The organism is Acidaminococcales bacterium, from assembly GCA_031290885.1.
Lineage (GTDB): Bacteria > Bacillota > Negativicutes > Acidaminococcales > JAISLQ01 > JAISLQ01.
In genome coordinates this window covers 1-13525 of record JAISLQ010000032.1, presented here as the reverse complement: position 1 = coordinate 13525, position 13525 = coordinate 1, and the positions used below count along the sequence as shown (strand labels likewise).

The 13525-nt window shown below is 48.6% G+C and carries 14 protein-coding genes; all 14 read right to left on the bottom strand.

The window, feature by feature from the left end:
* Window positions 1-277: 277 nt before the first annotated feature.
* A complete protein-coding gene (gene ftsY, locus LBO03_03980) occupies window positions 278-1210 on the bottom strand; it encodes a signal recognition particle-docking protein FtsY (protein ID MDR3348755.1) in 933 nt (310 codons plus the stop codon).
* Window positions 1207-4770 carry a chromosome segregation protein SMC gene (smc, locus tag LBO03_03975; protein ID MDR3348754.1) on the bottom strand — a complete coding sequence of 1188 codons (3564 nt, stop codon included), beginning with the start codon at window positions 4768-4770 and terminating at the stop codon, window positions 1207-1209. Before smc ends, ftsY begins: the two co-directional genes overlap by 4 nt.
* Before the next feature lie 39 nt (window positions 4771-4809).
* Window positions 4810-5310: an anaerobic ribonucleoside-triphosphate reductase activating protein gene (nrdG, locus tag LBO03_03970; GenBank protein ID MDR3348753.1), complete on the bottom strand. Its 501-nt coding sequence runs from the start codon at window positions 5308-5310 to the stop codon at window positions 4810-4812.
* A 13-nt stretch (window positions 5311-5323) separates the two neighbouring features.
* Window positions 5324-7282, bottom strand: a complete 1959-nt coding sequence (gene nrdD / locus LBO03_03965; protein MDR3348752.1) for an anaerobic ribonucleoside-triphosphate reductase — start codon at window positions 7280-7282, stop codon at window positions 5324-5326.
* Window positions 7283-7297: 15 nt separating this feature from the next.
* Window positions 7298-7768 (bottom strand): transcriptional regulator NrdR, encoded by a 471-nt coding sequence (gene nrdR / locus LBO03_03960; protein ID MDR3348751.1) that lies wholly within the window; start codon window positions 7766-7768, stop codon window positions 7298-7300.
* A gap of 293 nt (window positions 7769-8061) precedes the next feature.
* The gene (locus tag LBO03_03955) at window positions 8062-8589 is read right to left on the bottom strand and encodes a site-specific DNA-methyltransferase (GenBank protein ID MDR3348750.1); all 528 of its coding nucleotides are present in this window, start codon (window positions 8587-8589) and stop codon (window positions 8062-8064) included.
* Window positions 8590-8742: 153 nt separating this feature from the next.
* Window positions 8743-9132: a site-specific DNA-methyltransferase gene (locus LBO03_03950; protein MDR3348749.1), complete on the bottom strand. Its 390-nt coding sequence runs from the start codon at window positions 9130-9132 to the stop codon at window positions 8743-8745.
* Window positions 9133-9242: 110 nt separating this feature from the next.
* Entirely contained in the window at window positions 9243-9950 is a 708-nt protein-coding gene (locus LBO03_03945; GenBank protein MDR3348748.1) for a hypothetical protein, read from the bottom strand.
* A 129-nt stretch (window positions 9951-10079) separates the two neighbouring features.
* Window positions 10080-10319 (bottom strand): hypothetical protein, encoded by a 240-nt coding sequence (locus tag LBO03_03940; protein ID MDR3348747.1) that lies wholly within the window; start codon window positions 10317-10319, stop codon window positions 10080-10082.
* A 453-nt stretch (window positions 10320-10772) separates the two neighbouring features.
* Window positions 10773-11468 carry a methyltransferase domain-containing protein gene (locus LBO03_03935; protein MDR3348746.1) on the bottom strand — a complete coding sequence of 232 codons (696 nt, stop codon included), beginning with the start codon at window positions 11466-11468 and terminating at the stop codon, window positions 10773-10775.
* A 38-nt stretch (window positions 11469-11506) separates the two neighbouring features.
* Entirely contained in the window at window positions 11507-12364 is an 858-nt protein-coding gene (locus tag LBO03_03930) for a type II restriction endonuclease (protein MDR3348745.1), read from the bottom strand.
* Between the two features lies 1 nt (window position 12365).
* Window positions 12366-12902, bottom strand: a complete 537-nt coding sequence (locus LBO03_03925) for a hypothetical protein (protein MDR3348744.1) — start codon at window positions 12900-12902, stop codon at window positions 12366-12368.
* Window positions 12799-13134 carry a toll/interleukin-1 receptor domain-containing protein gene (locus LBO03_03920; GenBank protein ID MDR3348743.1) on the bottom strand — a complete coding sequence of 112 codons (336 nt, stop codon included), beginning with the start codon at window positions 13132-13134 and terminating at the stop codon, window positions 12799-12801. The genes LBO03_03925 and LBO03_03920 overlap by 104 nt, the downstream gene beginning before the upstream one ends.
* 25 nt (window positions 13135-13159) lie before the next feature.
* On the bottom strand, window positions 13160-13525 hold a 366-nt coding region (locus LBO03_03915; GenBank protein ID MDR3348742.1), incomplete at its 5' end, for a DNA adenine methylase.

The window sequence follows — 13525 nt, the reverse complement described above, 5'->3', positions numbered from 1 at the left end:
GAGCCAGGATCAAACTCTCCGGCATATCTTTTGGCCTCTCGGCCTTTCTTGCCAAAGCCCCTTGGCCCCTTTTCGGCCGGGCTTGCCCGGCCAGCGCCAGTTTTACGGCATGGCGGCCGTGCGCGGAATCCCGCGCCCATCCGGCTTCTTTTCCTGCCATTGTCCAGTTTTCAAGGAACTTTTCACTCCGCCTTTTTGAGTGCTTACTTAGATTACCACATTGCCTTTTGCGCTGTCAAGCGCTTTTTTTGCGCAAAGTTCAGATTTCAGCGGATTTTTATTTTTCGGTTTTGCCGGTAGTTTCGGCAAACAAGGCTTTGCTGAATTCAACGGGGTCAAACGGCCTAAAATCTTTTTGCCCTTCGCCTATCCCTATCCATTTGACCGGTATGCCCAAGGCGTCTTTTATCGCCACGACCACGCCGCCTTTAGCGGTTCCGTCAAGTTTGGTCAATACTATGCCCGTTGCTTGCGCCGCCTGCGTGAAAATTTTCGCCTGCGCGACGGCGTTCTGCCCGGTAGTCGCGTCTATGGCCAGCAAGGTTTCGTGCGGCGCGTCAGGAATCTCCCTTTTGATCACGCGATGAATTTTTTTCAGTTCTTCCATCAGGTTGGTTTTGTTGTGCAGCCTGCCGGCCGTATCAATAAAAAGCATGTCAACGCCGCGGGCCCGGGCGGCTTTGAGCGCGTCAAAAACTACTGCGGCCGGATCCGATCCTTCCGCGTGCTTTAAAAGGTCGGCGCCGCAACGATTTGCCCATATTTCCAATTGTTCGGCGGCGGCGGCGCGGAAGGTGTCGGCCGCCGCGAACATGACTTTAAGCCCTGATTCGTGATAATAGCTGCCAAGTTTGCCGATGGTTGTCGTCTTGCCGGCGCCGTTCACGCCTACCACCAAAACGACGGCCGGTTTGGATGCAACAGACATCCCGGCCGCGCCGGCGGCCAAAAGGCCGGCTACCCGCTCTTGCAGAAATCCCCGTACCGCCGAAGCTCCGGTTATCTTTCCGCCCGCGGCGGCCTGCTTTAATTCCTGCAAAAGTTTTTGCGCAGTATTGACGCCGATATCGGAGGTCAGCAAAACCGCTTCCAGTTCTTCCAAAAATTCGTCGTCTATTTTTGTGTAGCCGCCGGTTAGCTTTTCCAATTGCTCGGTAAAAGTTTTGCGGGTCCTTGCCAACCCTTCTTTCAGCTTTTCAAACAAATTCATGCCGAAGCCTCGTTTCTGTCAAGTAATTTAACTGATATTAATTTGGACACGCCGGATTCTTCCATGGTAATGCCATGCAAAAGGTCGGCGGCCTGCATGGTGGTTTTACGGTGGGTAATAATGATGAATTGGGTTTTGCGCGCGTAATCCGTCAGAAAATTGACAAACCTGTCCGCGTTCGCCTCGTCCAAGGCGGCGTCTATTTCATCCAACACGCAAAACGGCGCCGGGCGGTAAGACAGCATCGCGAATAAAAGGGCTATGACCGTAAGCGCGCGCTCCCCTCCTGACAAAAGGCTTAAAGTTTGCAGTTTTTTGCCGGGCGGCTGCGCTATGACCTCAATGCCGGTGTTAAGGACGTCGCCTGGCTCAATCATTTCCAACCCGGCCGTGCCGCCGCCGAACAAACGCACAAAGGTTGTTTGGAAATGTCCGTTGATGGCGGCAAAGGCTTCGCGGAAAAGTTTGCTCATGGTACGGTCGATGTCCCTGATCAATACGCCAAGTCCTTCCTTTGCCTTTGCCAAATCGTCGTGTTGCGCCGTCAGAAAATCATGCCGTTCCTGCAATTGTTTGTACTCCTCGATCGCCGCCGGGTTTACCGGCCCTAACAGGTTTAAGCGGTTTTCGATCCCGGCCATTTCGTCATCCAAGGCGCTTTCGGTAAAATCGCTGCGGCAAAATTTTCTGGCCTCGTCAATATCCAGCGCATAAGCGTCCTGTAATTGTTCAATCGTCATGTTAAATTCGGTTTCATGGCGCGCAAAGATCGCTTCGGCGTTGCGCAGCCGGCTTTGCACGGCATTAAGGTTGCTTTTTATCTCCTTGCCGGTTTTTTCCAATTGCGCCTGTAGCGGCAGCAAACGCAGTTGCTCGGCGGCGGTTTCGTCCAAGCGGCCTTTTACTTCTTCAAGTTCCCGCCTCTCCTCCAGGATGCGCGCCTCCAACCGCTCCTGTTCATCCCGCGACAAGGCGGCAGTATTGCGGAAAACGCCCAGCTCGCCTTCAAGCCTTTCGCTTTCGGCGGCAGCCTGGTTCATGCGCGCCGTTAGGCCGTCGTATTGCTCGGCCAACAATTCCGTGGCTTTTTGCGCTGTTTCGTAACGGATGTTCGCGTCATTATATTGGAGACGAATCTCCTCCCGGGCTATTTTTAATTCCTCCAGACGGTTTTTCAGCTCATCGGCCAAACCGTATTTCCCCAAATCTTCCGCTTCGGCGGCGCCTTTGGCAATCGCGAGGCGTTCCCGCTCGGTTGCCAGTTTGCCGTCCTCGCCGGTTATTTCGTTATATTCAAAAGCAAGCGTCGCCAAGCCAAGCTCCAGTTGCTTTTTGCTTTTTTCGGCCTCGTTGCGGTGGGCGGTAATTTTGGCTGTTTCCACTTCCATGCCATTGATTTTTTCGGCATTTATCCCAATTTTTTTCTCTGCGGCAACCAGCGCGGCCAACATTTCTTCTTTTGCGCGCGCTGTTTCATCGCGGTTTTTTTCCATTGCCAAGATTTTTTCCCTGTTTTCGGCAATCTCCTGATTGCGCGACAAAAACCCGCTTTCCTTGCCGCTGCGGGAACCGCCGCTCATTGTCCCCCCGGCGTATATTACATCGCCGTCCAGCGTTACGATGCGCAGACGGCCGGAATGCCTTACTTTCAAAGCGGCGTCAAGATCGGCCGCAATCAGCGTCCGCCCAAGCAAAAATTCTACGGCCGGCCTTACCTTCGCGGCGCATTTGACCAATTTATCGGCAAAGCCGATGATGCCGCAGGCGGAGGCCAACGCCAAATCGTCGCCGCCGGGAGCGGCGATGCGCAACCTGTTCAGGGGCAGGAAAGTAGCCCGGCCCGCTTTTTCGCTTTTCAAAAATTCTATCGCCCGCCGGACGCTCAGGTCGTCTTCGGCGACAATATTTTGAATGGCCGCGCCCAAAGCGATTTCAACCGCCGGCACATATTGCGCGGGAACGTCAAGCAACTGGGCGACCGTACCGATGAGCTTATGCCGCCAAGAAGCGTTGGCCGTCATCAGTCGTTTCACGCTGCTGTTGAAGCCGTCGTATTCAGATTGCAATTTTTCCAGGACGCCGGTTCTGGCTTTCAGGGAAAGCATATCGGTTTCCGCCTTTTTTTCCCGGCCGGCCAGCTCTTTTAAGCGGATTTTCAAAAAATCGCTTTCTTTGCCGCTTTCCCGGCTGCGCAGCAACAGCTTGTTTTTTTCCTCCTCATGCCGCGCCAGCGTTTTAAGATAGCCGTCTATTTCCGCCTGCAAGGAATGGATGTTTTCTTCTATGCCAGCCTTTTCCCTTGACAATTTTTCTTTTCGGCGGACATTTACGTTAAAAGCGGTTTCTATGGCGCGGATGTCGTTATTGATCTGCAGGATGTTGCGCTTGCGCTCAAAAACGTCATCTTGCTCTGCCCGTTGTTCTTTTTCTATTTCGGCAATTTGCCGGTTGGTTTCCAAAAGCCTGGCCTGTTCCCGCCCTTTGTCCTCGCCGGCGGCTTTTTCGCCTTTCTTTTGCGCGGCCAGGCGGATTTTTATGTCGCCAAGCTCTTTTTCCAGCTCGGCTTTGCCGTTGGCCAAACGCGATTTATTTTCATCCACGCCGGCCGCCCTTTCCTCATTTTGCCGGATACGCTCGGACAAAACCGCCTTCTGTCCTGAAAGTTTTTCTATGGACGCTTGGACGGCGGCCATTTTTTGCTGTATGGTTCGCATGTCCGAAGAAACCTTTTCCAATTCCCCGACGAGCATAAACACTTTATTGTCATTGATGCTGCTGCCGGCCGCCAAAGTTTCTTCTTCCTGTTTAAGCGCCTCAAGCTGCGCCCGGGCAGTTTGCCGCATGCCGGCCGAACGGTCGATTTTGCGGACAAAAGCCGTTATGCGACATTCTTTCAAAGCCTGCGACAATTCATTGTGCCGCATGGCTTTTTCGGCGCTTTCACGCATGGGCTCCAACCGTTCGCCAAGTTCAAAGCGAATATCGTTGAGCCTGATTATATTGTTGTCAGTTTCCTCCAGCCGGCGCGCCGCCTCTTTCTTGCGCCATTTATAGCGGGTGATGCCGGCCGCTTCCTCAAACAGGGCGCGCCGGTCTTCCGGGCGGTTGTTGAGTATTTCGTCGATTTTGTTCTGTCCGATAATGGAAAGCGAGCCGCGCCCCAAACCGGTATCGGCAAAAAGGTCATGTATGTCTTTCAGCCGGCAGGGCGCTTTATTGATAAAATAGGCGCTGTCGCCTGTTCGGAATATGCGGCGGCTGACGCTGACTTCCTGAAAGGCTACCGGCAGCGCGCCGTCGGCATTGGCAAAACAAAGGGTAACTTCGGCCATGTTCAAAGCATGTCGCTTGCCGCTGCCGGAAAATATGACGTCTTCCATGGAATTGCCGCGCAAGGCACGCATGCTCTGTTCGCCCAGCACCCATCTTACGGCGTCGGACACATTGCTTTTCCCGCTGCCGTTTGGTCCGACTATGGCGGTTATCCCATCAACAAAATTCAGCTCTGTTTTATCGGCAAAAGATTTAAAGCCGACCGTTTCGATCGCGCGCAATTTCAACTAAATTCACCCACCGAAAGATCATGCTGTTTGCTAAGGCTAAACGGCAAACCGTGTTTTATGCTCCACAATCCGGCCATTGGCCAGCGTTGGATGCATTTCTATAATGCGTTGGTTGGCCGAGCCGCGAAATGGCAAAAAAAGATCTTTTTTTTCTTCGACAAAAGGCCCGTCAACCAAGACGTCCACCGTTCTCACCGCCGGACAATCTTTCACTTTTTCGTATTCAAAGCCGGTATAAAGCCAGATGTTCAAGCCGGGCTTGCGCCGCCGCAAATAATCAATGAGGCGGGCGGCGCCCTCCGCCTGGAAAAGCGGATCCCCGCCCGAAAGGGTAACGCCCCTGTGCAGCCTCGTCAATTTTCCTATTATAATGTCCCCCAGTTCTTCTTCCGCGTAAAGCGCTCCGCCATCGAAATTAAGCAGCGCCGGATTGTGGCAGCCTTTGCACAAATGGCCGCATCCTTGAAAAAACACCACAAGCCTTATGCCCGTACCGTCAACAACCGATTCGTCGAGGATACTGCCTATCCTAAGCATAAAGGTCACTCCGTTAATTTTTTTCGCGGGGGGCGGACAGCCTTTTGGTTTTGCGCACATGGCTGGAATCGCAGCGCGGGCAATATTCCTGATTTATCACCCCGAGATAGCCGCAGTTGTCGCAATAGTCTATGGGGAAATTTATGCCCACATAACCGCAGTCACATTCGCCCATGTATTTGAGAAGGTCTTCCACCGCTTCCGGGTTGTTGACCGGCGGCGAAGAAAATTCCACATAGCTTATATGCCCGGCGTTCGTATAGCGATGGAACTTGCCTTCAATTTTCATCTTGTTATAAGCGTTTATTTTGTAATTGACCGGGACATGAAAGGAGTTCGTGTAGAATTTCTTGTCGGTCACGCCTTCAAGCAGCCCGTATTCTTTGCGGTCCATGCCGACGAAACGCCCGGAAAGCCCTTCGGCCGGCGTGGCGATCAGAGTATAGTTGAGATCGTATTTATCGGCCAATTTATCAGTTTTTTCGCGCATGAAAGCGATAATTTCCTCGCCCAAAGAAAGCGCCGCCTCGTCCTCGCCGTGGTGTCGCCCAATCAGCGCGGCAAGGGTTTCCGCGAGCCCGATAAAACCGACCGTAAGCGTACCATGTTTGATCACGCCGCTGATGTCGTCGGCGGCGGCCAGCTTGTCCGCCCCCATATAAAGAGCCTGGCCCATGAGAAACGGCAAGTCGGTTATTTTAAGCTTGCCCTGAACTGTGTAACGATGGTAAAGCTGCTCGCCCGTCAAAGTAACCATGTCGTCAAGCCGCTTGTAAAAATCGGCCAGATTGCGTTCGGCTTTAATCGCCAGCCGCGGAAGGTTAATAGTGGTAAAGGACAGGTTCCCCCTGCCCGTGGTAACGGCATCGCCGTGCCGGTTGGCGATGACGCGCGTGCGGCAGCCCATATAGGCTGTTTCTCCGCCGTATTGCTTGTTAAAGGACGCATCCATGAAACTGAAAGTAGGGTTCATCCGCTGTGAGGCCACCCGGATCGCCAAACGGAAAAGATCGTAATTTTTATCGCCTTCATTCATATTGACGCCGTTTTTAATACGGAAGATGATGTTGGGGAATATGGGGTTTTCCCCCCGGCCAAGGCCTTTTTCATAAGCCAGGAGAAGATTGCGCGTTACCTTGCGCCCCTCCTCCGATGTGTCAAGCCCAAGATTAAGGCTGGAAAAAGGCACCTGCGCGCCCGCCCGCGAATGCATGCTGTTAAGGTTGTACACCAACGCCTCCATCGACTGAAAAACTTCTTCTTCGTTCGCGTTTTTCATGAAAGACGCCATGTCAAAATCAAAAAAACCAAAAGACTGCCCGCCGAACATGTCGTTCTGCGAACTTTGCAAAATGATCGCGGCCAGCGCCGTAGCCGAACCCGGACGTTTAGGCGGCCTGATATAACCGTGCCCGTTGTTGAATCCTTCGGTCAGAAGGCGTTTCAACGGTATGTTTATGCAATTGAGCGTTTTGCCGTAAAAATCAAGGTCATGAATGTGTATATCGCCGCGCCGGTGGGCTTGGGCGATATGCTCGGGAATAAGCCGGGAAAGATAATATTCCTTGCTGGCCGCGCTGGCGATCTGGAGCATTTTGGCCGAAGGGGAATTGGAAATATTGGCGTTGTCGCGATTGGTTTCAACAAGAATGTCCGCGACTGTGTCCATAAGTTCCGATCTGGCCGACCTCATGGCGCTGCGCCGGGCGCGGTAAAGTATATAGGCCTTGGCTGTCCTGGCGTGCCCACGCTCAATGAGTATTTTTTCCACTGCGTCCTGCACTTCCTCGACGCCGAACTCCGCCCCGTTATATTTTGCTTTTAAATACCTCAAAACATCCAGCGTCGCCTCAACGGCTAACTGCCGGTCGGCTCCGCCCACGGCGTTGGCCGCCTTGAAGATCGCGTTTGTTATCTTGGAATCGTCAAACGGAACATCGCGCCCATCGCGCTTAATAATAACGTCAAACATTTACTTTTGTCTCCTTCAAGGATTTCCCTCGGAGTTTTTCTTGATAATGCTTTGCAATTCATGCATAAAATTGTTGACATCAGCAAACTGCCGATAAACGGAAGCGAACCGCACGTAAGCAATTTGATCGACCTCCGCTATATAAGACATCACCGCTTCCCCAATCCGCGCGCTGGAAATTTCCGCCTCACCGGAACTGCGCACTTGCCTTTCCACCTTTTCGGCCAATTCTTTTATCTGTTCGACCGGAACCGTCCTCTTTTCAAAAGCCTTCATCAACCCGTTGAAAAGTTTTTTCTCGTTGAAAATTTCCCTGCTGCCGTCTTTTTTCACAACGATTAAAGGTATCTCTTCCCTTTTCTCGTAAGTCGTAAACCGCCGTTCGCAAATCAGGCACTCCCGCCTGCGCCTGATGACGGACCCATCGTCGATTGCGCGCGAATCCACTACCTTGCTGTCGTTGTTGCCGCAAAAAGGGCATCTCATGCCAATTCCACCCCTGCCCGGTATCAATGATGTAATAACGTGTTTTCTCCGGCTGTTTCAATATAGCACAGGCCGGGGACAAAATCAATATGTAGTGGCATTTCATTTTAGTAAATACTATATATAGACACAAAAAGCAAATTGAACGGGGCTCCATGCCGCAGGCGTCAAATCCCCTGTGGCATGAAGCCCCGTTCAAACAACAAACGCGGCAACCGTCCGCAGCAGCCCGCCAATAAAATGCCAGCTCCTCTTGCGCGCCGGACGCCAGATTTATTTGGCATTATTAAAGTTTATTTTGCTATGTTTAATTTTTCGTCCCGGTTCTGCCCGCAAGGCAAATTATCAGCCTCCAAGCAGGAGTATTTACTGTCAACAAACAGATTTTTTGACATGTTGTCCAATATTTTTTTGGCGATTTTTATCGCTGTTTCCGCTTTATCCACGCCTATCCATTTTCTGCACAACTCATTCGCCGCCACCAGCGTAGTACCCGAACCACAGACAAAATCCAAGACCACACTTTCTTTATTCGAGGATGCTTGCACAATGGCTTTAAGCATGTCCAAATTTTTCTCCGTTGGATATTCCGGATACTGATAATCTTTAAACTCCCAGATATCCTGCATTTTCTTGCCGTATTTTTCATCCGCATAAATAATTTTGCGCGGGTTTCCCTTGGCTGACCATTCAATAAGCCCTTTTTCGTCCAACGCTTCCAGTTCTTTCGGAGCGCAACGCCAATGTCTATCTTCCGGCGGATCAATCCCTTTAAATTCATTTTCGGTGACGCCATTTTTTGTTTTTCCGGGCGCGTGCAAAGGAATTGTCGTATACGCTCTACCATTTTTATCTGTTTTTTAAAATAAAAATTTCTTTTCGTCCATGGCAAACGGTATTTGGGGGTTATTCCAAATGGCGTGCTTTGTTTTTGTATAAAATAAAATCATGTCTTTGATATTTCCATAGGATTTTCAGCCAAAATTCTTCGGATTACATTTTATGCGGGTTATGTCATTATGGAAATTATCGGCACCAAATATTTCATCCGTTATTATTTTTACATAATGCCCCATCCAGCAATCAATATGCAAATAAATTGATCCCTTATCAGAAAGCAATTCCTTCGCTACAATCAACCGTTCCCTTAAAAACTCAATAAATTCAAAACCACGCACATCATCAACATAGGCAATTTCATCTTTATTGCGCATACTGATTGTGCTGACTCGCTTTTCGCCAATGGTAAATGTTTTATTTGTTGAAAATGGCGGATCTATGTATATCAAATCTATACTGCTTGACAACTGGAAATTTTTACGCAATGTTTGCAAGACAAAGAGATTTTCGCCTTTAATGAGCATGTTCTTGTTCTCGGACACACCATTAAGAAAACAAAACGGCGTGTTATTGAGTATTTATTCTGCTTTCTTTTTGCCAGTATAACACAATTGCATATTTTGATCCTTTTCTCTTAAACAGAATATAAAAATTCACGCAAAAGCAGTGCGCTTAATATATTTTGATCACAATGCATTTTAGTAGCATTATGATACATTTTGTTTTTTCTGCCGTTAATGTACAAAACCCCGTCTAAAATGGCAACTGTAATCGCTCGCGGGGAAGCATTTGCTATCGTACTCATAGCATCGTCAAATTGCGCATTTTGATGTCCGCCAAAATCTGTCAGAAATTTTGCTTCGCCTATAATATATCTTTTGTTGAACCTTCCAATAAAATCTAAGCCTTTGTTACGAGTATAATTTAAATTTTCCATTGCCCACTTTTTCATTGACGCATCTGTCGCATCTAAAATAGCATTTTTATCATCTTTTTGAAATTCGTTTGCCTTTACAGGTTGTATACCTAATGCTCTACTATTTACCCACCTTTTTAAAAGCGGCCATATTTGCCGGTTCGTTTCTTTTGGCGCGGAACATCTTTCCCATAATTTATTTAATCCCATTTCATAAATTCTTCCACATAAACGATTAACGGTATTAGGATTTCTTGTTATCGAACTCCGATCCCTTATCGGAAATAAATCCAAGGACAACAAGTGTTGAATGAGGCTAACATTGTCGCGATCATTAAAACTTTTTTCTACGAATTCCCACTTACTTTTATCAATAATTACGCATACAGTCAGGATTTGTCGGTTAAATCTTAAATAGTGCGTCAAGATAATTTCTTTGATTAGCGAACTTTATACTTAATTCTGTCCAATGATTCATTTTTTCATCTTTTAAGTCCTCCCCCGTCAACGCAAAGGTACATGTATCTCGCCGCTAAAGATAGACCTCTCCAATAATTAAGCCGACAACTCAAAATTATAAATGCCGCAAATCAAGGACACTCTGAGATTGAAACGGTTGCGGCAGTTTCTGTATTTGTTGGCCGTAATTTTGAACGCCTTGATTTTAGCGTTGATGTTTTCCATGAGAATACGCTCGCATGAAATGCGCCTGTTATCGGCTCTCTCTTCAGGGGCGAGCTCGCCGCCTTTTGGTTTCTTCTTCGGGGTCTCACTGTTCCCGTGAAGCCTAAGGATGCCTTGGTAACCGCTGTCGCACTATGCTTTTATGCCCCCGCTTAATTGCCCTCCCTACACTTTCCCCGTAAAGCCTGAAGTCATGGCAGGAACCCTCGGCGTGTGCCGTGCAAATGATTTCCCTGCTAACCTTGTTTACGATCAGTTGCGTTTTGATGGTGTGTTGCTTTTTTTGCACTAATACCATAGCCGCTGTTTTTTTGGGGGGCGTTCCACCGGGCTTTCGGTCACGTCTACAAGGATGGCCTCAATTTTGCTTTCCTCACTCCGATTATCCGCTTGAATTGTTCTTCCGTCAGCTTTTGCGACGCATCATATTTATTCATCATACCTTATTTATCGGGTTTTTTGAGGAATTTCTTTAATTATTGGAGAGGTCTATTGTACTCTGACGAAATCGGCGGGAAAGAGAGGTGTACAATATCTTTTCTCCGTTGGTAATGCCGATGAACACTATTTCTTAAAAACAAACAAATATTCGTGCGCCAACAGCAAAAAGTTATACTTGACACTACTCGTTTTCCAGTAGCCTGTAGCCTTACAGTTATGCTGTTCTTTTATGATGATTTCTTTCAGAGCAAATCCGGCGCTCTCAAAAATTTTCATCACGTCAAAGCTCATCGGCACAACATGACCTTTCTTGCGAGTGTCACCCATAAGTATCGCGCAGAATTTACCTGACTTTAACACCCGGAAACACTCGGCGGCAACGGACTTCATCTGCTCTAAAAACTCTCGAATGCCGCAGTTGGACAAATCTCCGTCAATGCCATCGCTGTAATGAATTATATCGGCGTAAGGCGGGTGAGTACAGATAAAGCCAACGCTCTCGTCACGGAGAAAATCGAGATTGCGGGCATCGCCTTGCCTAATAACGACACTTCCCGAATTGGGGCACTCGAACGTGGTCTTTTCGCGGCAACGCTCAAGCGCGGCGGGGTTAATGTCCACACCGACAACTTGCCGTCCGAGCAACTTCGCCTCAACAAGCGTTGTGCCGCCGCCCACGAATTGGTCAAGCACAAGCTCGCCCTCCGCAGAATAGCGTAACAGCAAGTTGCGAGGAATGTACGGCGACCAGTTGCCGCGGTACTTAGCATCGTGCGTCGCCCAGTTGCCACGCTCCGGAAATGACCAAACCGTGTTCATTTCAAGCTCAAAATTATCCGGCTCCCACTTCTTTACGGTCATACGAAAATACGGTGCATAACGCCGCCCTCAATGTCGGATATGCAGTAGATATGCTCCATAACGTCAAAGGTTTCTTCGATGTTATGACGTGCGCTGTTCCATCCTTTTCCATCGGTGAACCACACAAATTCAAATCCGTCAATCTGTCGGGCTTCAAGCGCAATCGTCTTGTAGCTACGAGCCGTTTCGTTCAGCTTAGAACCTTGACTACTGTAAAAGTTCGTTTCTATGCCGTAAATCGTGTTGCCCGGTTTAACCACGAAGTCAAACCGCTTTACGGTTTTTCCGCCGTTGCTCAACGCCGATAGGTCAATGCCCCACTTTGCCTCTATATCGGCGATGCGCATTTCTTTGAAATATGTTTCGCCGTAAACGAAACCGAATTTCTTCAAATGTGCTTCAAGGAGGTTCTCCATAAGATGACCGCCGCGATTTTTGCGACCGTTGCTGTCGAGACCCGTTTCAACGCCTGTGGCATAGTCCACAAGACTGCCGATTATATGTTTCTCAATCAGCTCAAACAATCCCGTTTTGCGCATAAAAACCTTATACTGCCCTGCGGAATAGTTCGCCTTTAGGAAGGAGTAGCGAAACTCACCGTCGCCGTCAATGGCGTAAATATCGCTCTCGCGAACGGCGAGCAACAACGGTATGCATTTCAGCGTTTCGGGGTAACGCTCAACGAGTGCGGTGAAGTCAGCCTCAATATTGTGAGAGCCGATAAGCGAGTTGAGTATATTCAGTTCGACCTTAATCCCGTCCACGTTGCGGTGAACCTTGGCGAAGTCAATGTAGTATCCGTAATCGGATATGCTCTCGCGGAACGTCGAGATCCATTCGGTGAAGTTACGCATATTAGGCCCTCCATAAAAGTGGCATTGTACGCCATTCAGTTTGGTTTACTTCATAAAGAATGGCGACAGGTTGTATTTTAATGGCACTATCTTTTGCGTTAATTTCACATTCAAAAGGGAACCCGGGAACCGTCGCTTCGCTAACCATTATGCTCCAGCAATTACCTTGTTGTCCGTTATTGAGCTTAACATCAGGCGTGTGCCCTGTCATACATACACCGTTTTTATGAATACTAATCTCATCTTCTGAGTTGTTCAGCATAAAAGCAAAACTCGATCTTGGTTCCATGAAGTGCTTGGCATTTATGATTACTTTGAAGCCATTATTAATCTTTTTGAGTTCAGCCTCCCAATTTGAAAACGAACTCATTATACTAAATGTATTCGTTCCACGGATAACATCAAACATTTGGCGCAAAGTCACTTCAAGCCCATTAGTGTACAAATCCAAATATAATGTTTGTTGTAGGATTGGGGGTATTAACGCTCCGTCCGTTCTTACAGGAATAAACTTGCATTGTCCGTTCGTCGCTTTCATAATGGCATTCTGCCATTCCAATTTTACCATATTGCTCTGTATTCTGTTTACAGAAAGGAAAGAAAAATCGGCAATCTGATAAGCCCTGATTTATCTTGTCGATTATTCCATCTCCGGGTTGAATTGACCAAGCGTCATAGAAGACCTTTCCATGTCCGAAAACATCACGTAGTTTAATGGCAAGTTGCTCTACAACCGGCTTATCTTTTGAATTGCGAGAAAGAAAAATCATAGTAGAATTACCTCAATTTTTGATATTACGCTCGTACTATCAGCAACTCACGGACGCAACCGCGACTGCTACCTACGGAGTTGATCGCCCTTGTTGCCGCTATACGCACTATGGCGTGTTTAGCATAGAGAACATCAAAGAAGTCATCGCTCTCGTCTGCGTTCTTAGGGTCGCTGTTGCTCGCGACAGTCCACGCACCGCGCTCGCTCATATCGTCTATGAACCGAGCAAGCTCAATCTGCTGTTCGTCTCCGAACCCGCCCTGCGCGTAGGCTGTGAAATTAGCCGTTACAGTCAGAGGGCGATACGGCGGATCGAAGTAGGCAAAGGTATTTGCGTCAATAAAACTCCGGGAGAGCATGTAATCGCCGCAGACTATCGTCAAGCCTTG